Here is a 24,182-nt window from a genome sequence, read left to right as displayed (position 1 = left end):
GCGAGCTGTCCCTTACAAGGGGCAGCTTCTTTGTGTATCCGGGAGCCGCGACGCTGCCCGAAAGGCGTTAAAACGTCACTTTTTCTTCCTGTTTTTCACGAGGGCGATATGTTACGATAGACGATAGAGAAGGAAGGAGTGTTGTGGAATGAGCCGGATCGACAACATATTGGATAAAGCGCTGACGGGCGGAAGACTGAATCTGGAAGACGGCCTGGCGCTTTACGATTCCGATGAAATCGAGAAGATGGGCGCGGCAGCCAACCGAATGATGCTGAAGTTTCATCCGGAGCCGGTTACGACCTTCGTGATCGGACGAAACGTTAATTATACGAATATTTGCGACGTGTACTGCCGGTTTTGCGCCTTTTACCGCGCTCCCGGATCGAAGGAAGGCTACGTACTGCCTGACGAAACGATTTATCAGAAAATCCAGGAGACGATCGACGTCGGCGGAACCGAAATTTTGATGCAGGGCGGAACGAATCCGAATTTGCCGTTCAGCTATTATACGAATATTTTGCGCGGGATCAAGGAACGTTTCCCGAATATTACAATGCACTCGTTCTCTCCGGCGGAAATTTGGAAGATGAAGGAAGTGTCGGAAGGACTGTCGCTCGACGATGTCGTGAGGCAAATTCACGAGGCCGGCCTCGATTCGCTGCCGGGCGGAGGCGCGGAAATATTGGACGATCGCACCCGCCGCAAAATCAGCAGGCTGAAGGGCAGCTGGACGGAGTGGATGGATGTCATGCGGGCCGCGCACAAGACGGGCATGAACACGACCGCCACGATGGTGATCGGCTTCGGCGAAACGATGGAGGAGCGCGTGCTGCATATGCTGCGCGTGCGCGACGCCCAAGACGAATGCATCAACAACAAGTATCCGTCCCCTGGGTTTCTGGCGTTCATCTCCTGGACGTTCCAGCCGGACAACACGAACCTGAAGGCGGAGAAGCTGGGACCGGACGCTTACCTCAAAAACGTGGCGATCAGCCGGCTGATGCTCGACAATATCCCGAATTTTCAATCGTCCTGGGTTACCATGGGGCCGGAGGTCGGCAAGCAATCGCTGCATTTCGGCTGCAACGACTTCGGCAGCACGATGATCGAGGAGAACGTCGTATCCGCCGCAGGCACGACGCACAAGGTCAACATCTCCTCTACGCTTGATCTGATTCGTCAAGCCGGCAAAGTGCCCGCCCAGCGGAATACAAAATACGAAATTTTACGCGTCTTCGACGATGTGAACGCGAAGGTCGAGAACGATTTTGTAATGCAGAATTGACGGCCGAAGGGCTGAAGACCAAGAAAACCTTCTCTTCTCTGGAGAACCAGAGGAGGGAAGGTTTTTTTGGCATACTTCGATAGCTTAGTACAAAGTTAGAGCTAATCCTGTGTATTCCGGAAGGTTTGATCCCTTGAGATGCGAGGGATTCAATCCATTCCAAGGAAACCGCTTAAGGTCTGTACTTTGTACTAGCCCGTTCTGAAAGGCATTGCGTTAAGCTTCCGGGGAATAGTCGAACTCGGCTTTTGCCCTGTTCCGCCTGAAAGAATCGCCAGGAGGCTTTGCCCTACTGCTAAATCATCCGCCGAAGGCGTAAGTCGGCGTTCCTTGCCCGGCATTGCGGTAAATAAACAAACCTCCGGCCAGCGGCTGGTCGGCCAGTCTCGCTTCCGTCAGGCCCGAGCGGGCTGACGTAATGTATAGATCGCGGTATTCCGGTCCTCCGAAGATGCAGGAGCTGGATTGCTCCGCCGCAACGTCCACCTTCAACAGCAGCTCGCCCGTATGCGGATTCCAGCGGCGGATGCCGTAACCGCCCCACAGAGCGACCCAGATCATTCCTTCTTCGTCGATCGTCATTCCATCGGGAACGGCACCGGCTTCGGTTACCTCGATGGCGACACGCGGATTGCTGATTTGGCCCGACGACAAGTCGTAGTCATAAGCCATAATGTTACGTGTCGGCGAATCGATATAATACATGATTTGGTTGTCCGTGCTCCAGGCCAGGCCGTTGGAGCAAGAAATGCCGTCAAGCACGAGACGGATCGACAGATCCGTGTCCATACAGTAAAGGGCTCCTTCCGTCCCGCCAGTGAGCGAAGCCGTTCCAGCCCAGAAGCGGCCGGCCGCATCGCATTTGCCGTCATTGAACCGGACCTGCGACAGCCCTTCCGGCGCTCCGATCAGAACGGGCTCGTCCATGCCGGGCTCATACGCGTAGAAGCCATCCTCCAGCGTCAACACGATACCGCCGGATTGCCGGGGCACGGCTGCCCCGAGCTTTTTCCCGAATGTCGCCTTCGTCTGTTCCCCGGTCGCCGGGTCGTACGTAAGCAGCGATTTCCCATCGATATCCACCCAATACAGCAAGCCGTTCCGCTCGTCCCAGCTCGGCCCTTCCCCTAAAGCAGCCTTAACGTCCAGCAATATTTCCGCTTGTGCCATTCCGACATCCCTCCACGAATAAAGTTATGCGTTTTCATTGCTTCCAGCGACACGTATGCTTCCGCATCCATTATACACCATTCCGCCTTTCTAAAGGTCCACCGTTTCTCGATTCCACTCCCTTTTGTACCAAATTGTTGTTTGTATATCTCGAAGGCCGCGACCATATACTTTAAGAAAGCAACTGAATCGTTCGCAAAGAAAGGAGTGAGTCCGTTGGAACTGTTCGCTTTAACCTTGTCGAAAAATTGGGATATTTTCGCCGACAAGCTGTACGTTCGATTATCGCTTGCGGCCAACGATTTACATACAGCCGGACACCGTGTCCGTTTCGAAAGTGATGCGTTCAAGACGCATACGACCGTACGTTGCATGGCGGTCCTGCCGGATTTCCAACTGAACGAGTCCGGATCCGCGGTCTACCGGATGACGGCAGACACAGTGGCCGCCTTCATTTTGGATGAGATGGAGCAAAGGCTGATTCGCGATGTTATTACCGGACCTTACCGTTACGAAGAAGAGGCGGACATTTCCGCGATCGAGCAATACTGCCGGCAGGTGCTCGACCAGCCCGAGCCGAGCGCCGATATGCCCCGTTCCCGCTTGAGAAGGCAAAAGAAAATGACCGAGGCTTTGTTTCAATATTTGGAGCAAAACACGATCATCAACATAGTCGGCTTTATCCGCTTCCGTTTGACAGACTATATGAACGAACTGAGGGAAGTCGCGGAATACGCCATCGACGAGTTTATTATGGATCAGCAGTACCAGGAGTTCATTTCCCTGCTGAAATATTTCGTGTACATTCAGGAAACGAAAATTCCGGTAGCTCATCTGATGCATCATGGGGGCAACGAATTTACGTTGTACAACGATCAGATGAATCCGATCGATACCGCAGAGTTTGACGGATTTACGCTCGAACTGCTGGATAAGGAAATCAACTTCGAGGACATGATCGTCAGCACGCTCATCTCCGTTTCTCCCCAGAAAATTGTTATCCATACGCGCGATCCCGAGGAACAAGTGATCAAAACGATCATGCAAATTTTCGAAAACCGCGCCATGGTGTGCACCTACTGCAAATTGTGCGGAAGCGTGCTGAGCGGGAAAAACAAGGATCAGCTGTATCCTTGACACTTCGGACAGAATGCTGTACCATGTTATACAATAATAAGTGATGACCAAAGACATGAATCCCTGCCAGACTGTCCAGAGAGAGGAGACTCGCGCTGCAATCTCCTTCTGTTCGAACAGCGGATTTACCCCTTTGCAGCTTTGGCTTGAACCCGTGCCTGAAGCAAGCTTCGGCCGTCAGTAGACGCCATCGATTCATCCCCGTTACCGGATGCCTATAAGGTTTCGTCGGCGGTTTGCCGCGGCGAAACGAATCAGGGTGGAACCACGAGACCGAACACGCTCGTCCCTTTGCCGGGATGCGCGTGTTTTTTGCTTTTTTGCATGCCGGCTTCGTTCCCGCACGAGTACAGTACATTAGGAAAGGCAGAAGCGCGGCTCAGCTGTTTTCAGCCTACAGGAGGAAACGACACATGTCTATTCACATTACGCTGCCGGACGGCGCGGTCCGGGAATACGAAGCGGGAGCGACCATTGAAGACGTGGCGGGCTCGATCAGCTCCGGTTTGAAAAAAAATGCCATCGCCGGGAAGGTGGGCGGCAAAGTCGTCGATCTGAACCATCCGCTTGAAGGCGACGCCAAGGTGGAAATCGTGACGCTCGACTCCGCGGACGGACTCGAAGTGTACCGTCATAGCACGGCGCATTTGCTCGCTCAGGCGCTCAAACGGATTTACGGCAACAAAACCGTCAAGCTGGGCATCGGTCCGGTTATCGAGGACGGGTTTTATTACGACATCGATCTGGAGCAGCCGGTATCGTCGGAAGACTTGGCGAAGATCGAGAAGGAAATGGAGAAGATCGTGCAGGAGAATTTGCCGATCGTACGCCGGGAAGTGAGCCGCGAAGAAGCGTTGCGCATTTTCGGCGAGCTGGAAGATCCGCTGAAGCTGGAGCTGATCCGCGATTTGCCGCAGGACGCGATCATTACGATATACGATCAGGGCGAGTTTTTCGACCTGTGTCGCGGTCCGCATCTTCCCTCGACCGGCCGGATCAAAGCATTCAAGCTGTTGAGCGTAGCTGGCGCTTACTGGCGCGGCGACTCCAAAAACAAAATGCTGCAGCGCATCTACGGCACCGCCTTTGCCAAAAAAGCGCAACTTGACGAGCATCTCGTGCTGCTGGAGGAAGCGAAGAAGCGCGACCACCGCCGTATTGGCAAAGATCTGGGCATCTTCACGTTCTCCAAGGAAGTCGGGCAAGGGTTGCCGCTGTGGCTGCCCAAAGGCGCCAAGCTCCGCCGCCTGCTGGAGCGCTATATCGTCGACCTGGAAGAATCGCTCGGCTACGATCATGTGTATACGCCGGTGTTGGGCAGCGTCGAGCTCTACAAAATATCCGGCCACTGGGAACATTACCAGGAAGACATGTTTCCGAAAATGGAGCTGGACAACGAGGAGATGGTGCTCCGCCCGATGAACTGTCCGCACCACATGATGGTGTATAAGAGCGATATGCGCAGCTACCGCGATCTCCCGATCCGGATCGCCGAGCTGGGTACGATGCACCGCTACGAGATGTCCGGCGCGCTTACCGGACTGCACCGCGTTCGCGCCATGACGCTGAACGACGCCCATATTTTCGCCCGTCCGGATCAGATCAAGGAAGAATTCGCCCGCGTCATTCAGCTGATTCAGCGCGTATACGAAGATTTCGGCATCAAGGAATACCGGTTCCGCCTGTCGTACCGCGATCCGCAGGACACCGAGAAATATTACCCGGACGACGCGATGTGGGAAATGTCGCAGCGGATGCTCAAGGAAGTCGTGGAAGAGCTGAACTTGCCGTATTACGAAGCCGAAGGCGAAGCGGCGTTCTACGGGCCGAAGCTGGACGTGCAGATCAAGACGGCGCTGAAAAAAGAAGAAACGCTGTCCACCGCGCAGCTCGACTTCCTGCTGCCGGAACGGTTCTCGCTCGAATACGTCGGCGAAGACGGCAACAAGCACCGCCCGGTCGTCATTCACCGCGGCATTATCAGCACGATGGAGCGGATGACCGCCTTCCTGTTGGAAAACTTCACAGGGGCGCTGCCGACGTGGCTTTCTCCGGTACAGGCTGTTGTCATCCCGGTATCCGACAAGTTTGACGACTATGCGAAGCAGACGACCGAGAAGCTGCTGGCTTCCGGCGTGAGGGCCGAAGCCGATCTGCGCAACGAGAAGCTCGGCTACAAAATCCGCGAGGCGCAGCTGGAGAAAACGCCGTATATGCTCATCGTCGGCGAAAATGAAGTGAATGCGGGCACGGTATCGGTCCGCAAGCGCGGCGAGGGCGACATCGGCGCACACGCTTCGGATGCGGTCGTCGCGATGATCACCGAGGAAATCCGTACGAAGAAAGTATAACGTCGTTTGGCTGCGGAATAGTTTTGTGCAAGCCGAGACGATTTGAGTCGTCTTGTTCCGAACGAGGCGAAGTCAGGATACTCGACCAATTCCATATGAACAGGCATTGACCAAAGACAAAGTGCGATTATTTCCGGATATCGGCTTGTAAGCAGTCCGTAAGCAGGCTGTAAGCAGGTCGGAACCCGCACGCGAACGCCGGTTAAGCTTCCCAGAGAGAGGGGGACAGGTGAAAGCCCCTCAAGCCAAGCCGCCGTTATACCGCTTTGCAGCCGTTTTTGCGAAAAGGGCCGGACCGCTCCGGCATTCTGAGTAGCTCCAACCGCCTCATCCCCGTTACCGGATGCCAAATGAGGCTCCGCTTTGAAAAATGCGGGGCGAATCAGGGTGGAACCGCGAGTCAAGCAGCACGCTCGCCCCTTTTTTAAGGGGGCGGGCGTGTTTTTTGTTTTGCTGGAAAGGCGATTAGCTTGATCGAGCGCGCTTAGACCAACTATGTAGGCTGTTCGGCGGGAATTGTGATTTTCGAACACAAGCGTAGGCGAATGGGTGGGAAGCGGACGTTCGGCGCCTCGCGATGCCATTAGTGGCTCAGCGGATTGTGAAATCTATCGCTGAGCCCCCGCGACACAATCGCGGCTCGGCGCCCCGCGAAGCATTCTGCGGCTCGACGCCTTGCGAAGCATTCTGTGGCTCGACGCCCCGCGAAGCATTCTGTGGCTCGGCGCCCCGCGAAGCATTCTATCGCTGCGCCTCCCCGCGCAACGCAGAGCTAGTGCTCTTCTGGTCACTATATCGCGCTAAAACAGCCGGAGCGGCGGGAATAGTGCTCTTTGGAGCATAAGCAACCGGTGAACGGGCTGGAATCGGTCGTTCAGCGCCTTGCGACGGGGAGCTAGTGCTCTTTTGGTCACTATATCGCGCCAAAACAGCTGGATCGGCCGAGATAGTGTTCTTTCGAGCATAAGCAACCGGCGAACGAGCCGAACGAGCCGGAATTTGGCCGGGAGCTGGCTGCTGAGCGCCTCACGACGCAATCTGCCGTTCAACGCCTCATGATGCAATCTGCCGCCGAGCGTCTGGAGACGCAAGCACCCACGGCACAATCTGCCGTTCAGCGCCCCGTGATGCGAAAGGATCGCGGGCGACCTATCGAATGGACGTCACGGCCATTTTTCGTATAGTTCAATCTATTTTTTAACTAATAAGGAGGAAACAACCATGAAAAACCTTCACATTAAGCTGCCTGACGGAGCGGTACGCTCCTACGAGGAGGGATCGACGATCGCGGACGTGGCCGGCTCCATCAGCCCCGGCTTGCGAAAGCAGGCGGTGGCCGGAAAGCTGAACGGCCGCGTGGTCGATTTGAGCCGCCAGCTGGAAGACGGCGCGCTCGTGGAGATCGTGACGCTCGACAGCCCTGAAGGACTGGAGGTATACCGCCACAGCACGGCGCACCTGCTAGCTCAGGCTTTGAAACGGATATATGGCAGCGAGCAGGTCAAGCTGGGCATCGGCCCAGTCATCGAGGGCGGCTTCTACTACGATATCGATCTGGACCATTCGATCTCGTCGGAGGAATTGGCCGGCATCGAGAAGGAAATGGAGAAGATCGCACGCGACAATGTGCCAATCGTCCGCAGGGAGGCGAGCCGGGAGGAGGCGCTGCGCTTGTTCGGCGAGCCGGAGGACCCGCTCAAGCTGGAGCTGATTCGCGATCTGCCGCACGACGCGGTCATTACGGTCTACGAGCAGGGCGAGTTCCGCGACCTGTGCCGGGGCCCTCATCTGCCTTCAACCGGCCGAATCAAGGCGTTCAAGCTGTTGAACGTGGCTGGCGCATACTGGCGCGGAGACGCCAAGAACAAGATGCTGCAGCGCATTTACGGTACGGCTTTCCCCGACAAGGCGCAGCTGGAGGAGCATCTGGAGCGTCTGGAGGAGGCGAAACGTCGGGATCACCGCAAGCTCGGCAAAGAGCTGGAGCTGTTTATGTTTTCCGAGGAGGCGCCGGGCATGCCGTTTTATTTGCCGGCCGGGACGGTGATTCGCAACGAACTGGAACAGTTCTCGCGCCAGCTGCAAAATCGGCTTGGCTACGACGAGGTGCGCACGCCCTTCCTGATGAACCGGAGGCTGTGGGAGGAATCCGGACATTGGGACCATTACCGCGACAATATGTATTTCAGCGAGGTGGACGACGCGACGTTCGCGCTCAAGCCGATGAATTGTCCGGGGCACATGCTGATGTTCAAGCATACGCTGCGTTCTTACCGCGAGCTGCCGATCCGGATGGCCGAATTCGGCCAGGTGCACCGGCACGAATATTCGGGAAGCCTGAACGGCATGATGCGGGTGCGCACCTTTTGCCAGGACGACGCGCATCTCTTTGTCAGGCCGGACCAGATCGAGACGGAAATCGCCGGGGTGATCGATCTGATCGACAGCATTTACCGCGTGTTCGGCTTCGACTATACGATGGAGCTATCTACGCGGCCGGAGAAGTCGATGGGGTCCGAGGAGCTGTGGGAGAAGGCCGAGGCGGCGCTGCGCAGCGTTCTGCACGGCCGCCGGGCCGAATACCGCTTGAATGAAGGAGACGGGGCGTTCTACGGGCCGAAGATCGATTTTCACGTTCGCGACGCCATCGGGCGCAGCTGGCAGTGCGCGACGATACAGCTCGATTTTCAAATGCCGGGTAAATTCGATTTATGGTATGTGGACGAAGAAAACCGCAAAGTTCGTCCGGTCGTCATTCACCGCGCCGTGTACGGGTCGATCGACCGGTTCATCGGCATTTTGACGGAGCATTTCGCGGGGGCGTTCCCCGTCTGGCTGGCGCCCGTCCAGGCAGTGATCATTCCGGTATCCGATAAGCTGGATGCGTATGCCCGACAGACGCTTCAGGAGCTGCGGAGCGCGGGCATCCGGGCGGAAGCGGATCTGCGCAGCGAGAAGCTCGGCTACAAAATCCGCGCGGCGCAGCTGGCCAAGACGCCCTACATGCTGATCGTCGGCGAGCAGGAAGCCGGGAACGGCATGGTTTCGGTTCGCCACCGGAGCGAGGGCGACTTGGGCGTCATGGAGAGAGGAGCGCTGCTGGCCCGGCTTGTCGGCGAGATCGGCTCCAAGTCGCTGTAAGGCGAAGCCGGAGCGGTTACTCCACGATCGGCAGCAGCAGGCGCACGGTCGTTCCCTGCCCCGGCTCGCTAAGGATGGTCAGGCCGTACGCATCGCCGAAGGTGAGCTTGATGCGCTGATTGACGTTTTTGATGCCGATATGGCAAATGGGGTCGTTCGCTATCGTCTAGCACAAAGGCAGTCTCTCAACGGTATTGTTGTAATGAAGCGATGACTTGCACCGCATAACGCCGCCCAATTACGGTACGGGCTCGTTGAGGAGCAAATACGGATGGTTTACGGCATGTTCCTTGGAATGAAATTGCAGCAGCGTCTCGCTCGTCGTATTGTCCATGATCCGAAACGAAGCTTTGCCGTCCGTCTGGCTCTGCACGAACGCTGTAGCGTCCACGCGGTGCCAGCCGGCCCGGTCGACGATCAGCGTGCCTACCGGATGCATAGGGCCGGTCAGCCGGTTGTTCCAGTTCATCGTCGTTTCGCTCCAGGCGTCGTTGTCGTAGCCGGCGACGGTCAGCTCGACCGGCCCGGGCGGAGCGGACGCTGCATATACGTAAAGCGTGGCGGTCTGCACCGCTTCTCCGTATCGCGACAAGTCGAACTTCAAATACACCATGCGATCGCCTCCGCCAGCGGCGTTTGTTCGGTCGTATACGTCCAGATAAGGCTCCGTTCCGAAATTTTGCGCCGGGCCGTTCTGGTAGACGAACGTATCGTCCGCGGGCTCGAACGTATTGCCGATCGCCGGGTACCGGTTGATCGCAATCGTGTAGACGCTATCGCTGTCGCCGTCCGCCGTCCATAGCTGGACGACGATTCGGTTGGCTCCTTCATGCAGCGGAATGTCTGCCGACTCGCTGCCGCTTGCCACAGGAGTTCCGTTGACGCGGATCGCCGTACCGCTGTCGGCCGCAGCGGGAGTCACCCGTACGGAGGTGGCGGAGGCCGGAACGATTGCCGTATAGCCGGATGTGCCGGAGGCGAAAGGAACGGTGAGCGTTCCGGTGCTGAGGCCAAGCCCATTCAGCTTCGCTTTCGGAATGGCGGCCGCCCTATGCGGCGTGTCGTACGCCTGCGCCCAATAGTAGCCGCTCGCCTCAATCCGGCGCGGCTCGAAGCCTACCTGGTAGCCGGTCGTGATTTTCTCGGAGACGATGGAGACGAAGCCCTCCGCATCGGCTTTAGCAGTGCCGTACAGACCGCCTGCATACGTAAAGCGTCCGCCGACCTCGGCGGGCAGGGGCTGCATCGTCTGCCGGTCGGAGACGCGAAGCGTGACGACGGCATTGTCGCCGCTACGGGCAACGCCCATCGTAGAGACGATCATCGGCTTCAGCGCGGTCGCTCCCGTCGTCGCCGACGTTTCGGCGGAAACCGGGCCGATATTGCCGCGCAGATCGATGGCGGCGACTTTGTAGTAGTACGTTGTGGACGGCAGCAGGCCGATGTCCTGGAACGACAAGGTGCGGGACTTGCCCGCGATCAGGTCCGGTCGCGGCGTAAAGCTCGGCGTCGTATCGCGGTAGACGAGATAGCCCTCAACGTCGGTATTGTCGGAAGCCCGGCCGTAGCCGATTCGCACCGACTGGTAATCGAGCGCGGTCGCGACGGGAGGGGAGCTGACCGGGCCGGGGGGTTCCGTGTCCGCCGGCGGCTGCCACCAGCTTCCGTCGGGTCCCCAATTCGACGGCAGCCAGCGGATCGAGTCGTAATGGTGCATCGCGATGCCGCCGAAGGACGGGCGGGCGCCGAACGCGGCATATACTTTATCCAGCTCGGTCTCCATGACGGCGCGGCCTTCCTCGCGAAACGTAATCTGCTCCGGATCGCCGCTGCTTGCAATGTCCAGCGTCTCGACGCCGATCACGACGGAGTTTGGCTTGCCGATCGCTTCGCCGTAGGCTATCTCGCCTTCCGCCCCGGCAATAATGCCGGCGCTCCCGTCCGCCGTATCGCGGTAATCCATAATCGATATATAGTCCGACACGTCCTGCACGTGCTCGGACAGCCATTTGGTCTGGCTGTTCCAGGTAATGTTGGCCGCGGCGGCCGACGTATCGTACCACTTCGGGATGGCCGGTCCGATCGGCAGGTTCAAGCCGGCGGCATTGCGACGCTCCGCCATTTTGCCGAGCAGGTCCAAGTATTGCAGTTGAAGCGACGGGGCATTCTCCGCGAACTGAGGGGAAATGTACGGCTCGATATCCACGTTGATTCCGTCAAAGCGGGCCTCGTGAGGCGAACCGACGTTGTAGTTCAACACCTGTTCAAAATGGCGCAGCGCCACATCATGAAAAACCTCGAAGGCTCCCATATACGGAGGCGACGTTCCTCCCGCGATGCAGGCATACACCCGGTACCCCCGGTCGTGGGCCCAACTGATGAAATCGCGCAGCAGAGAGGGGGCGTCCTCCATCACGTCCATTCCGGAATAAGGCCCGACGGCGAAATAAAGCGTCGTGACCGGGTCGGAGCCGAACGTCGTAGTATCCGAAGCCAGCGCGTCGAGTACCTGGCGGGAGCCGGGATTAAGCAGCATGCTGTATGAGGCCGCTTCCCATATCCACATCGCCCTGTCGGTTTTCGGCACTACGACCGTCTCGTGCGTGCCGGCGCCGACCTGCGCGTAGACCGTTCGCGAGCGGGTTTCCGCACCTAGGGCGTTTACGGCGCGCGCTTCGATGCTTGACGTTTTGTCGCCGAGGTTGTAGGTATCCCACGTGACGGTGTATGCGCTTCCATTTTGCTCGAGTACAGCCGTTTGCCAAGCCCCACCGTCAATCCTCACATTGACCGCTGCCGTAGATGCAGACGGCGATACCGTCACCCGCACCGGAATAGTTCCGGATAGCGGAGTGCCTTCGACGGGACTCACGATGCGCACTTCCGGACGGGCTGCTGCCGGGTTGTTGACGGTAATGGTGACCGTCTCGCTCCATATGCCGTAGCGGGTCGTCTTATCCAGGCCGCGTGCGAGAAGCTGCACCTCCCCACTATAGCCGGTCGTATCGAGATCGTAGTGCCAGCCGCCCGCGTCGCTGTCCGGATTGTCCAAGACGGCAGCCGCCTGCTGCAGCCCCCCGATATACAGCCGGATGTCGTACAAGCCCGCATACGTGCCCGATATGCGCATCGTTTCGGGACCGACGACTGCTCCGTCCAGCGGATCGGCAATCGTAATGGCCGGGGATGCGTAGGCAATTCCGGCATCTCCTCCGGGGTTAACGGTGAGTGCGAGGACGAATGCGAGCATGGACAGGATCGCCGTCGTCAGCTTTCGTACAAGCTTTGCTGCCATCGAAGTCACCCTCCTTTGTCCATGAGCAGACTTCCCCGTACCGGTATGCCGTGCCGGAGCCGGTTTGTTCGTCATGCGCCGGCAAGCGGACGGACGCGCCTCTCATGAGATGTACTTATCCTTACGACAGCTTCGGCGGGAACATGCGGTATGACGTTAAAAACAGATCAAAAGCCCCACGGGAGCATCCCGCAGGGCCGGCATATCACATTTGAAATTAGTTGATAACGGTCAAAAGGTCCGCTGCGGGCGTTCGCAGTTTCCCTCTGCGCACCTTGGCTTCGTCGAAATAGCCCATATGGAGCGTGCCGACGACCTTCTCGCCGGGCTTGACGCCGACGGCTTCGCGGAAACTTGGATTCCAGTTGTAGTCGTTCGTCTTCCATACGCCGCCGATTCCTTTTTCCCAAGCGAGCAATTGCAGGTTCTGAATCAGGGCGCTGGTGGCGCAGAGCGCTTCTTCCCACTCCTTCAGCCGCGGTTCCTCGACCATCACGACAAGCAGATGCACCGGGACGTCGTTACAGTAGATGTCGGCGACCTTTTCCCCGAACTGCTGTCTTTTCTCTTCCGTATACGTTTGCAATACCGCATCGGAAAACTGCTTGCGCCCTTCCCCTATGAACAGGATAAACCGCCACGGCTCCTTTCGCGAATGAAAAGGGGCCCATACGGCTGTCTCCAGCAGCTCCAGCATCGTTTCCCGGGAAACGGGTTCTGCCGTAAATTGATTGATCGTGCGGCGTTCGCGTATCGTCTTCTCGATGCCGGCGTACGTCTGTGTCATAAAAGGAATGCCTCCCTGTCGGTTATTGAACGAGTGCTGTAGTTCATGAGAATGATTTTCATTATTATCTATAATAAAAGGTTTTCCTGCCGCGTTCAACCGCTTTAAGGAAATTTTCGTATATCCCCGCTTTGAAATGGACATGCTCTACTCTATGGATACTAAATCAGATAGGCCCAACACCGTTCCTTCCAAAGTATGGCGTTCTTCTTTGTACGTAGCTGTCCTATTGCTCGTTCTGGGACCGGTCGAATACAATCGCGCCGTTACTGGCGCCGATTCTTCCGCTGCCGGAATCCGGCAGGCATCGGCTGCCGCCGACGTCTCGCCCCGGGAGGGAGAAGAGCAGCCTGCAGCAGCGTCCGACGTACCAGCCGCCGCCACCTCGCGCGAAGTTGTCGTCGAGAGGTTGTCCAAGCTGAAAACGCGGCAGGAGCTGATCGAGCGCAATAAAAAATTTCCGATGCTTCACGAGGACGCTTCGAAGTTTCTCGGCTCGGTCGAGGTAGTTGCGACCGGTTATTACGCCGGCGTAGAATCGACAGGCAAGAAGCCCGGACATCCCGAATACGGGATTACGTATTCGGGAGTGAAGGTGCGTCAAGGCGTGCTGTCAACAATAGCCGCTGACCCGCGCGTGTTCCCGATCGGGACGATTATGTACATTCCGGGGTACGGTTACGGCATCGTAGCCGACACCGGATCGGCGATCAAAGGCAATAAGATCGACCTGTACTTCGAAACGAAAGCTCAAATCTATAAAGAATGGGGAAAACGGACGGTTAACGTATTTGTCGTCAAACATGGCAGCGGCAAGGTGTCCGAGGAGACGCTAAAGCTGTGGGACGATGTTCTCCCCGTCGTTTCTTCCCAGAAAATTCTTTCGCTTGAGCTATAGGCTGCAAATAACGCCGCCAATGTCCCGCGATGTCGAAAATTCGCAAATACGGGGCATTGGTTTCTTTTATTTTTGCGCCCGATATGCTACTATGGTCCATAGGGGTAAACGCATTCATTGGTATTTGGTTATTCCTGTTTCCGGGAGATGAGCCTATTGAGGACAGGGTTGACAGGGTTGCATACGGACGCCGAACGCAAAGACGAGCAAGATGCGTTGCTTATGGACGTATACAAACAGATGTTTATCGTCACCTATTCGATCATGCGCAACAAGACGGAAGCGATGGACGCGGTGCAGGAATCGTGGGTCAAAATATTGCGCAAGCTGGATACGCTCCGCGACCGCGACAAGCTGATCCAGTGGGCCAAAGTAATCGCTACGAACACGGCGTACAACATGATCAAGCGCAAGGTGGCCGTATCGCTCGGTGAGGCGGAGGAAAGCGGCATTCCGCTTATTTCGACGGAAGGTGTCGAGGAGCGGGTCATGCGCAACATCATCTTCGAGGAAATCAACAAGCTTGACGACAAGACCAGACAAATTTTGACCTATAAATTTTACTACGATCTGAAGGACAAGGAAATTGCGGAGCGGATGGAGCTGCCGCTCGGCACCGTCAAGGCGCGCATTCACCGCGGCAAGGAGCAGCTGCGGGCGATGCTTACCGATCCTTATCTGAAACCGGACTGAGCATCGATTCAGACCTTTTCGAACCCTACATAATATGCCCGTCGCCATCCCATACTACGGATTGTGGAGGTGATGGAGCATGGCGAAGAACAAGAACAAAGCCCAAAATCAGCAAAACAATGCGGAGTTCGCTGAAGAAGTCACGAACGTCAGCAAGAAGACGTCGGCCGGCAACCAGAAGCAGAACGCGAACCGCGAGTAATCGCATGGAACAAGGGAGCCCTCGGGGCTCCCTTTGCCTTTGCTCGGAATGCAGCTGAAGCAGACGGGACTGAACTTTCGTCGGTCCTCGATATCCGTCCCGGGACGGAGTTCAAATCAATCCGCCGACTCTTTGTTTACAGCTCCGCTCCGGTTACAATAAGAGTACGCAAACAGGTGGAGGCGTCCACCGCTGGAGGAATTTACAATGAGAAACGGATTATTGGGCAAATCGATCGGCGGTCTCATCCTGATCGGGATCGGGGTCGTTTTCTTCCTAAATCAGCTTGACGTTATCACCTTCGATCTTGGCTATGTGCTGTCTCACTTTTGGCCGGTGGTGCTCGTCCTGATCGGGTTCAAGGTTTTATTCGACCAGCGTCATTTGCGCCATGGCCACTTTGGTTCATTTATCGGCGGGGCGGTTATGATCGGTCTGGGCGCCATGTTCCTTAACAACAACTTCCAATGGGTACCGGAGTTCGGCATTGCCGACCTGATTAAATATGCGATTCCCGCCATTCTGATTGTCGTCGGCCTGCGTCTATTGTTCCGGCCGCGGCCCAAGCAAGTTACTCCCGAGCCGGAGCCGTACACGCCGAAGAACTGGCAGCCGTATTCGTCCGCTGAAGCGAAGCTTGACGGGATGAACCCGCTTTTCGGAGAAGACAACGCCAAAAAACGCGACGATTATGCGGCAGGAGGCAGAGAGAGCGAACGCACTGCTGCCGGATCGCCGCCACCGCCGCCACCGCCACCGATTCCGCCGGTTTGGAACGGCAATAAAGAGCATTGGCATCGCGCCAAACAAGAATGGAAGCAGCACAAGCACGAGTGGCGCGACGAGTGGAAGCAGCGCAAGAAGGAATGGAAGAAGGAGTGGAAGGAATGGGGCGGTGACGGCGGTCACGGCAACTATTTCGGAAGCTCGCATGACGAGTATATGGGCAGTTCGGGAGAAGGGGTCGACAACCGCAGCAGCTTTGTCGGCGACGTGCGCCTCGGGCGGGAATACTGGGAGCTGCGTCCGCTGAATATTTCCCACTTCGTCGGCGATACCGAGATCGACCTGACGCGTGCCAATATTCCTTACGGGGAAACGAACATTACGATCTCTTCGTTCGTGGGCGACGTGAAAATTTACGTGCCGAACGATTTGCAGCTGGAAATCAGTGTCCGCGCTTCGGCTTTTCTGGGCGATATGAGCGTGTTCGACCGGTGGGAAGGCGGGTTGTTCCGCAACATGATGGCCGAGTCCCCGCAATACCATGAAGCCGAGAAGCGGGTGCGGATAACGGTGAGCACGTTTATTGGAGATGTGAGGGTGAAGAGGGTCGGATGAACCGGTTAACCAAATCGATCAATATCAAGTGGCAATTGCTCAGCTATTTCACCGGATCGCTCGCCATCGTGATGGGCGGTCTGGCTGTAGGCTGGATCTACTGGCGCGAGGCGTTGAGAGCGAACGAGCTGTGGATTGAATACGTACTGCTGCTCGTCGTCACCGGCCTTCTGCTGGGTTATCTGATCGCCGCCCAGCATCAGCGCAAAATCGATATGCTGCATCTGGCGATTTTGCAGCTCGCCAACGGAAACTTGGGAGAGAGGATCCGCCCGCTAGGGACGGATCCGTTCGACCGTATATACGTCGATTTCAACGAAATGGCCTCCTCTCTGGAAAAACGCGTGATGATGTTGCAAAAGGTCGGCGAGGAGAACGTCATGCTTCTGGCGAAGTCAAACGAGGACGCGGTGATCGAGGAGCGCAAGCGACTGGCCCGCGACCTGCACGATACGGTCAGCCAGCAAATGTTCGCGATCCATATGTCGGCCGCTTCCTTGGCGAAAATGTTCGAGCGCGACCAGACGGAGGCGGCCGGCCCGATTATCGAGCAGCTCGTCTCCATGTCGAACCTGACGCAGAAGCAGCTGCGGGGCATGATCGCCCAACTGCGGCCGATCGAGTTGGAGGGACGCAGGCTGTCCGAGGCGCTGGACAAATGGTTTCCGGACTATTGCCGGCAAAACGGACTCCAGGGCAGCATCGATATTCGGCTGCGCGGCGCTTTGTCGGACGGGATCGAACATCAGTTGTTTCTGATCGTGCAGGAGGGGATGGCGAACGTGGTCAAGCATGCCTCCGCCCGTCACGTCACGCTGTCGCTCCACGATACGGGAAGCCAGTACGTGTTGCAGATCGAGGACGATGGGCAAGGCTTCCAGAGCGATATCGCCCGCACGAATTCGTACGGCTTGTCCACAATGCGCGAACGGGCCCAGAAGCTGGGCGGCAGCATGGATTTGCGCAGCAAGGCGGGCGCGGGAACGCGCATCCGGATCAGCATTCCGAAATTTCACACCGAGGTTATCCGCGGGGAAACTTGATAAAGGAACAGGAGCGCTTGCGATGGGGAACGAGATCAAGATTATGATCGTTGATGATCATGATATGGTACGGCTGGGATTGAAAACGTATTTGTCGATGGAGAGCGACTTTGGGATTGTCGGCGAAGCGGCGAACGGCAAGGACGCGCTGGAGCGTTTGCGGGCGATGGAGCCGGGGCAACTGCCGGATATGGTGCTCATGGACTTGATGATGCCGATTATGGACGGAGTCGAGACGACGCGGGAAGTGGTCCGGCAGTATCCGCAAATCAAGGTCATTTTGCTGACCAGCTTTCTGGAGGACGAGAAAGTGCTGCAGGCGATCGAAGCGGGGGCGATTACTTACGTGCTGAAGACGGTATCCTCCGACGAACTGGCTCATGTGCTGCGAAGCTCGTTCCACGGCTTTCAGGTGATGAATTCGGAGGTGTCGCAGGCGCTGACGCGCGGTTTGCGTCAACGCTCCACGACGCAATCCGGCCAAGACGACGGGGCCGGATTGACCAGCCGCGAGATGGAAGTGCTGCTGCTGATCGCAGACGGCAAAGCGAACAAAGACATTGCCGACGAGCTGCATATCAGCATCAAGACGGTAAAGACGCATGTCAGCAATCTGCTGATGAAATGCGAGGTCGAGGACCGCACGCAGCTGGCCATCTACGCGCACCGCAAAGGATGGAGCGGCAAAGCCGGGGAACTGAAAGGTTAGCAGGGATAAAAAAGGCGGTAATGGCGCAAACTGATGGATAAAACGAAGGAGTTCGCCATGAAGCCGATACATTCCCCTTTGGAAAACCGCATCGACCGGTTCGACCGGGTGTACGATCATGTGAAGCAGCATCAGTTCACGCTTGGGGGCAACTGGGAGTACGATCACGGCTATTTCGACTGCGCGCTCGACGAAGCGCATAAAGTATGGCTCCGGCTGCCGTTCGAAGTGACGATGGGACATTTGGAAAGCTACGAGTCGGCAAGCCCCGGTACGCAAATCTTGCTGGGCACTCCTTTCGTGCTCAAGCACGTGTACAACGAGGGACTGGATGAGGAAGCGTCGGCCCGGACGCTCGGGGCGTTGTTCGACCAGTTTCAGGACCCGGTGGACAAGGACGCTCCGCTCGAGGAGCATTGGGTGAAGCAAGCCTCCGAACTGCTTCGCAAAGTGGAGCAAGGACTCATATAGAAACCGCACCAGGGGCCGGCAGAGCCCCTGTTTTGTTTGGTTTCGAAAGCCTGTGCGAGCGCCTAACGATTTTAGCTTCTATTTAATTTGTTTTAAGGTTCGTTTAAGGTTGCAGGTGCAATATATAGACATGGAACAACACACAACCAGCAGGGAGAACGAAACCGGAGGAGGATAACGCGATGGATAACAACAAACGCGATTACAGCGATTTCTTTAAACCGCAGGACGGCGACACGAGCCGCGGAAACGATAACGAGCAGCAGACAGGCAAGAGCGAGCAGCCCTCTTACTACTATTCGTACGGGCCGTTCAAATCGGCAGAAGAGTCGTCGGACCGGACTACCGTCACCAATGACAAGGGCACCTCGGAAGTGGAAATTACGGCGCCCCGCCCGATTCGCCCTTACTATGGCTACGATCATAACGAAGGGCCGATACAACCGCCGCCAGCGCCTCCCGGGCAATGGGACTACAGCGGAGCGAAGAAGAAGAAAAGCTCGTTCAAGTCATACGTGGCCACTTTCCTGGCCGGTGCGCTGGTCGTGGGCAGCCTGATGGTCGTATCCGATAAAATGAACCTGTTCAGCGGCGCCAGCGCGATGTCGGCTGCGGGCGGAGCGGTAACCGGCACGGTGCAGAAGGCCAACGGAAGCGGCAATGGCGGGGCGACAACCGCGGCGCTCGAATCGATTGTCCGACCGGATAACATCTCGCAAATCGTCAATACCACGAGCCCGGCGGTTGTCAAAATCAACACGTACGTAAGAGGAAACAGCCGGTCCCGCAGCGGCGCCAACTCCGATATATTCAACTTCTTTTTCGGAGACAGCCAGCGGCAGCAGCCGAATGCCGGCAGCGGCAATGGCAGCGCCAATCAACGCCAATCGCTGGGCATGGGCTCAGGCTTCATTTTCGACAAAGAGGGCTACATCCTGACGAACGAGCACGTCGTCAACGGCGCAGAGGAAATCGAAGTCGAGGTGCAGGGCTATACGGAGCCGTTGAAAGCGAAGCTGCTCGGCTCGGAATACAGTCTGGATTTGGCCGTGCTGAAGATCGAGAAGCAAGGCGGTAAAGACTTCGCCGCTCTGCCGCTCGGCAATTCCGACGACATCAGCGTAGGCGATTGGGTCGTGGCCATCGGCAACCCGTACGGCTTCGATCATACCGTAACGGTAGGCGTGCTGAGCGCCAAGGAGCGTCCGATCGACATTCCGGATACGCAAGGCACGCGGGAATACAAGCATCTGCTGCAAACGGACGCTTCCATCAATCCCGGCAACTCCGGCGGCCCGCTGCTCAATCTGCAAGGCCAGGTCATCGGCATCAATACCGCCGTCAGCGCGCAGGCGCAAGGTATCGGCTTCGCGATTCCGACGAGCACCGTCACGTCCGTTCTGGAAAACCTGAAAAATAATGTGAAAATTCCGATTCCCTATATCGGCGTCAACATTCAGGACATTCCCGAAGAATGGGTGAAGGAGCTGAAGCTGGACGATACCCAAGGCACGGTCGTCGCTTCGGTCGTCCAAGGCAGCCCGGCAGCGAAAGCCGATCTTCAGCCGTATGATGTGATCACCGAGGTGAACGGCACGAAAGTGAAGAATACCGAGGCATTCCGCACTACGATCAAGAGCTTGAAGGTCGGCGACAAGGCGACGCTGAGCGTCCGCCGCAACGGCCAGACGTTAACGACCGCCGTCATTATCGGCGATATGAATAAATAACGGGAAGAGTCGAGCCGATTTGGAGGAAAGCAGCTTGGAACGCCGGACGTTCCCCCTGCTTTCCTTTTTGTTTTCCGGCGCTGCCGCGGATTTGCTTCGCAAACGGGGGTATTATACGATGGAGATAATGAATGAACATAACGATGGGGGGCTGCCATTTTGAGAGAGCATATTCTGGTCATTGACGACGACGAGAAAATAACGTCCATGCTGAGGCGCACGCTTGCATTCGAAGGGTACTCGGTCACGACGGCGAATAACGGGGCGGAGGGGCTGCGGCAAATGCTGGCGATGGAGCCGGCATTGCTCGTGCTGGACGTCATGATGCCCAATATGGACGGCTGGGAAGTGTGCCGTCGCATCCGTGAGGCCGGCAGCTCGGTGCCGATTCTGATGCTGACCGCGAAGGACGAGGTAGTGGACCGGGTGAAAGGGCTCGACCTTGGCGCCGACGATTATGTGGTCAAGCCGTTCGCTTTGGAGGAGCTGCTAGCCCGGATCCGCTCGCTGATGCGGCGGCGCGGAGACAGCGCAGGAGAACCGAAGACGAACCGGACGCTATACGACGACATTACGCTTGACCTGGATACGCGCGAGGTGATCCGTTCCGGCCATACGATCGAGCTGACGACGAAGGAGTTCGATCTGCTTCACCTGTTCATGCAAAATCCGAAACGGGTGCTCTCGCGCGACATTATCATGGAGAAAATATGGGGCTACGATTATAGCGGCGAGTCCAACGTGCTTGAGGTATATATCGCGCTGCTCCGTCAGAAGCTGGAGGAATACGGCGGCAAGCGGATCATTCAAACGGTGCGGGGAGCGGGCTACGTGCTGAGAGGGGAATGACAGATGTCCATCCGACTGCGTTTGACGCTCTGGTATTCGAGCATTTTGGCGGTAACCCTGCTCGTGTTCGGAATTGCGCTGTATACGTTTTTTTCCTATAAAATGAATACCGATTTGCGCAACGAGCTGGTTATTCAGGCGCAGGAAGTGAATAAGGGGATTCGCGGGTACGGCGTGTTTTTTACGCTGCCGGATTTGCGGGAATTCAAGTCTGCCGGCATTTATTTGCAAAGCATATCGATTCAGGGCCAGATCAAGCGTTCTACCAATTTGCGCAGCAACCTCCCTTACTCCGAAGCTGCTATAGCCCTTGTGCTTAAGGGGGAGGACGCTTTCGAGACGATTAAAGTCAACCAAGAGTCCAATCTGCTCATGTATTACAGTCCGCTCGTACTCGAAGGCTCGCTCGTCGGCGTGCTGCAGGTGGCGACTACGTTGGACGATATGGAGCAATTTTTGCACAATCTATGGCTCGTTTTAATCGTGATCGGACTGCTGACCATTTTCCTGGCCGCTTCCGCCGGCTGGTTTTTGTCGCGCAAGGCGCTTCAGCCGATCGAGAACGTCATTGAGGCGGCGGGCGCCGTGGAGAAGAGCGCGGATCTGAGCAAGCGAATCGATTACGACGGTCCGTTGGACGAGATCGGACGGCTGACCGATACGATCAACGGCATGCTGTCGCGCATCGAGGCGATGTATACGGAGCTGGACGAGGCTTACCGGGCGCAACGCCGGTTCGTCTCGGACGCCTCCCACGAGCTGCGGACGCCGCTAACGACCATCCGGGGCAATGTCGATTTGCTGGAAAAGGTGTGGAAATCGACCGCGCTTCAGTCCGGCTATGAGAACGACTCGGGGGGGCGGCTTATTCAGGAGGGGAACGTCGAGCTGTCGCTAGAAGCGATGCACGACATCGCCTCGGAAGCGGAGCGGATGTCCCGACTGGTCAACGACCTGCTGTCGCTGGCCAGGGCGGATGCCGGCTTTGCGATGAACAAGGAGCCGGTGGAGATGAAGCCGTTGGTCGAAGAGGTGCTGCGCCGCGCGCAGTTTTTGCCGAGAAATGCGGAATGGGCGGCCGGCGACCTCGGTGTGCTGGAAGGTGTACAAATCAACGGCAACAAAGACTATTTGCAGCAGCTGCTGTTCATTCTGATCGAGAACGCCTTCAAGTATACGGAGCAGGGCCATGTGACGCTTGATGCCCTTCAGGCGGGCGGACAGATCGGGCTAAGGGTTAGCGATACCGGGATCGGCATGGACAAGGACGAAATTCCGTACATTTTCGAACGCTTCTACAGAGCAGACCCGTCGCGGGGCAAAAAAGCGGGCACCGGCCTCGGCCTGTCGATCGCCAAATGGATCATCGACGCCCATGGCGGGTCGATCGAGGTGAAGACGCGCAAGGACGAAGGAACGACGTTTACGGTATGGCTGCCCATACTTGGTTCGCTTTCTTATCCGGGATGAATACGGTATAATGAAAATGAAATTGGAATTTTCATTTTTTAAGTCAGTCATCTCGTGTCGAAAGCGGGCGAACCTGCGATGGAAGTTTTAAAAATATCTCCCCGAGGCTATTGCTACGGCGTTGTGGATGCGATGGTGTTGGCGCGCCAAACGGCCCGCAACCTCGATCTGCCGCGTCCGATCTATATTTTGGGCATGATCGTGCATAATAGTCATGTAACCGATGCGTTCGAGGACGAAGGCATCATCACGCTCGACGGTGCCAACCGTCTGGATATTTTGGAGCAGATCGATAAAGGCACCGTTATTTTTACCGCACACGGCGTGTCGCCGGAGGTGCGCCGCCGAGCCCGCGATAAGGGGCTCACAGTCGTAGACGCTACTTGTCCGGATGTGACGAAGACGCACGACCTGATCCGGGAGAAGACCGGGCAGGGCTACGAGATTATATATATCGGCAAGAAGGGACATCCCGAGCCGGAAGGGGCGATCGGCATCGCTCCGGAGAGCGTGCATTTGATCGAGAAGGAAGAAGAGATCGATTCGCTCGAGCTGGCTGCCGCCAACATCATCATTACGAATCAAACGACGATGAGCCAGTGGGACATCCGCCATATTATCAATCGGTTGATTGCCAAGTTCCCGTCTGCGGAAATCCATAATGAAATTTGTTTGGCGACGCAGGTGCGCCAGGAGGCGGTAGCCGAACAAGCGAAGCAAGTCGATCTGGTGATTGTTGTGGGCGATCCGCGTAGCAACAATTCGAACCGTCTGGCACAAGTGTCGGAGGAGATCGCCGGCACTAAGGCGTACCGCGTCTCAGACGTGTCGGAAATCGATGTGGAATGGCTGCGCGGCATCGACAAAGTCGGCGTTACTGCCGGGGCGTCCACACCGACGCCGATTACGAGGGAAGTCATCGGATATTTGGAGCAATTCGATCCAAACATTCCGGACACTTGGGAAATTAGACGTACCGTCAACAAAAGCAAGCTGCTCCCGCCGGTCAAAGCACTTTCACGAGAATAGGATGATGACCATGCCGGTACAAGAGAAGCGCCGCATCCGTGCGGGTAAACAGGGCCGTCTTGCCCGCACGATGCGGGGGATGGCCCGATGGTTTAAATACAAATATTTGCAGCTTTCCCGGGCCAAAGGCGGAGCGGCCAAAGTAGCCGCGGGCTTCTCCATCGGTCTGGCCATAGAAATGTTCACGCTGCCTACGTTCGGACTCGCTTTTTTTCTTATTTTTCCGCTTGTGTACATGTTCCGGGCCAGCTTGGCTGGGGCATTGATCGGCTTCGTATTCGGCAAAATCATCTACATTCCGGTCGCCTTCCTGAATGCGAAGGTGGGCGGGTTGCTCGTCCCTCCGCGGTTTAACGAATGGATATCCTTCCTGCCGCATTGGCTCAAGCATATGCTGTATGTGAACGCCAAGCTGATCGTCGGCGGCATTGTCGACGGAACGCTGATCGCTTTGCTGCTCTATTTTCCGATCAAGCAATTGCTGCAATTGTACACGTCCAAACGAACCGAGAAGCGCCGCGTTCGCCGCGAGCAGCTAATCTTGAAGCAGACCAACCAATAGGGGCAATCGTATTCAC

General features: G+C 56.8%; 19 protein-coding genes. 16 read left to right on the top strand and 3 right to left on the bottom strand.

Annotation, left to right across the window (positions count from 1 at the left end; genetic code table 11):
• The first annotated feature begins 148 nt into the window (after positions 1–148).
• Complete coding sequence (mqnC, locus tag ABD796_RS06910; RefSeq protein WP_344904989.1) at positions 149–1,288, top strand: cyclic dehypoxanthinyl futalosine synthase; 1,140 nt, start codon at positions 149–151, stop codon at positions 1,286–1,288.
• 300 nt (positions 1,289–1,588) lie between these two features.
• On the opposite strand, the gene ABD796_RS06905 is transcribed toward mqnC, so the two are convergent.
• Positions 1,589–2,458 (bottom strand): SMP-30/gluconolactonase/LRE family protein, encoded by an 870-nt coding sequence (locus tag ABD796_RS06905; protein ID WP_344904987.1) that lies wholly within the window; start codon positions 2,456–2,458, stop codon positions 1,589–1,591.
• Positions 2,459–2,674: 216 nt separating this feature from the next.
• On the opposite strand from ABD796_RS06905, the gene ytxC reads away from it, so the two are divergent.
• The 3 genes from ytxC to thrS (ABD796_RS06890) all read left to right on the top strand — a co-directional run bounded on the left by ytxC (position 2,675) and on the right by thrS (ABD796_RS06890) (position 9,087).
• Complete coding sequence (gene ytxC, locus ABD796_RS06900) at positions 2,675–3,595, top strand: sporulation protein YtxC (protein WP_344904983.1); 921 nt, start codon at positions 2,675–2,677, stop codon at positions 3,593–3,595.
• 413 nt (positions 3,596–4,008) lie between these two features.
• Positions 4,009–5,946: a threonine--tRNA ligase gene (gene thrS / locus ABD796_RS06895; protein ID WP_344904981.1), complete on the top strand. Its 1,938-nt coding sequence runs from the start codon at positions 4,009–4,011 to the stop codon at positions 5,944–5,946.
• A gap of 1,221 nt (positions 5,947–7,167) precedes the next feature.
• A complete protein-coding gene (thrS, locus tag ABD796_RS06890; protein WP_344904978.1) occupies positions 7,168–9,087 on the top strand; it encodes a threonine--tRNA ligase in 1,920 nt (639 codons plus the stop codon).
• A gap of 238 nt (positions 9,088–9,325) precedes the next feature.
• On the opposite strand, the gene ABD796_RS06885 is transcribed toward thrS (ABD796_RS06890), so the two are convergent.
• Entirely contained in the window at positions 9,326–12,382 is a 3,057-nt protein-coding gene (locus tag ABD796_RS06885; protein ID WP_344904976.1) for a CBM96 family carbohydrate-binding protein, read from the bottom strand.
• A gap of 217 nt (positions 12,383–12,599) precedes the next feature.
• On the bottom strand, positions 12,600–13,169 hold the full coding sequence (locus ABD796_RS06880) for a nitroreductase family protein (RefSeq protein WP_344904973.1): 570 nt from the start codon (positions 13,167–13,169) through the stop codon (positions 12,600–12,602).
• A 154-nt stretch (positions 13,170–13,323) separates the two neighbouring features.
• Here ABD796_RS06880 and ABD796_RS06875 point away from each other — a divergent pair, with 154 nt between their 5' ends.
• The 12 genes from ABD796_RS06875 to ABD796_RS06820 all read left to right on the top strand — a co-directional run bounded on the left by ABD796_RS06875 (position 13,324) and on the right by ABD796_RS06820 (position 24,166).
• Positions 13,324–14,067 carry a 3D domain-containing protein gene (locus tag ABD796_RS06875; protein WP_344904971.1) on the top strand — a complete coding sequence of 248 codons (744 nt, stop codon included), beginning with the start codon at positions 13,324–13,326 and terminating at the stop codon, positions 14,065–14,067.
• A 156-nt stretch (positions 14,068–14,223) separates the two neighbouring features.
• On the top strand, positions 14,224–14,760 hold the full coding sequence (locus tag ABD796_RS06870) for an RNA polymerase sigma factor (protein ID WP_344904968.1): 537 nt from the start codon (positions 14,224–14,226) through the stop codon (positions 14,758–14,760).
• Positions 14,761–14,839: 79 nt separating this feature from the next.
• A complete protein-coding gene (locus ABD796_RS06865) occupies positions 14,840–14,962 on the top strand; it encodes a hypothetical protein (protein WP_344904965.1) in 123 nt (40 codons plus the stop codon).
• 207 nt (positions 14,963–15,169) lie between these two features.
• Positions 15,170–16,303, top strand: coding sequence for a cell wall-active antibiotics response protein LiaF (liaF, locus tag ABD796_RS06860; RefSeq protein ID WP_344904962.1), 1,134 nt, complete (start codon positions 15,170–15,172; stop codon positions 16,301–16,303).
• Positions 16,300–17,346, top strand: a complete 1,047-nt coding sequence (locus tag ABD796_RS06855; RefSeq protein WP_344904960.1) for a HAMP domain-containing sensor histidine kinase — start codon at positions 16,300–16,302, stop codon at positions 17,344–17,346. Before liaF ends, ABD796_RS06855 begins: the two co-directional genes overlap by 4 nt.
• Positions 17,347–17,368: 22 nt before the next feature.
• Positions 17,369–18,055 (top strand): response regulator, encoded by a 687-nt coding sequence (locus ABD796_RS06850; RefSeq protein ID WP_344904957.1) that lies wholly within the window; start codon positions 17,369–17,371, stop codon positions 18,053–18,055.
• A 57-nt stretch (positions 18,056–18,112) separates the two neighbouring features.
• On the top strand, positions 18,113–18,526 hold the full coding sequence (locus ABD796_RS06845; protein ID WP_344904956.1) for a YugN family protein: 414 nt from the start codon (positions 18,113–18,115) through the stop codon (positions 18,524–18,526).
• 182 nt (positions 18,527–18,708) lie between these two features.
• Complete coding sequence (locus tag ABD796_RS06840) at positions 18,709–20,256, top strand: S1C family serine protease (RefSeq protein WP_344904953.1); 1,548 nt, start codon at positions 18,709–18,711, stop codon at positions 20,254–20,256.
• Between the two features lie 159 nt (positions 20,257–20,415).
• Positions 20,416–21,105 carry a response regulator transcription factor gene (locus ABD796_RS06835; protein WP_344904950.1) on the top strand — a complete coding sequence of 230 codons (690 nt, stop codon included), beginning with the start codon at positions 20,416–20,418 and terminating at the stop codon, positions 21,103–21,105.
• Between the two features lie 3 nt (positions 21,106–21,108).
• Positions 21,109–22,575, top strand: coding sequence for a sensor histidine kinase (locus ABD796_RS06830; RefSeq protein ID WP_344904948.1), 1,467 nt, complete (start codon positions 21,109–21,111; stop codon positions 22,573–22,575).
• A 78-nt stretch (positions 22,576–22,653) separates the two neighbouring features.
• Entirely contained in the window at positions 22,654–23,604 is a 951-nt protein-coding gene (locus ABD796_RS06825; RefSeq protein ID WP_344904946.1) for a 4-hydroxy-3-methylbut-2-enyl diphosphate reductase, read from the top strand.
• 10 nt (positions 23,605–23,614) lie between these two features.
• Positions 23,615–24,166 (top strand): DUF2062 domain-containing protein, encoded by a 552-nt coding sequence (locus ABD796_RS06820; protein WP_344904943.1) that lies wholly within the window; start codon positions 23,615–23,617, stop codon positions 24,164–24,166.
• The last annotated feature ends 16 nt before the right edge of the window (positions 24,167–24,182 follow it).

The sequence above is a fragment of the Paenibacillus hodogayensis genome (assembly GCF_039536325.1).
Lineage (GTDB): Bacteria > Bacillota > Bacilli > Paenibacillales > NBRC-103111 > Paenibacillus_AB > Paenibacillus_AB hodogayensis.
This window is presented reverse-complemented; position numbering and strand designations above follow the sequence as displayed.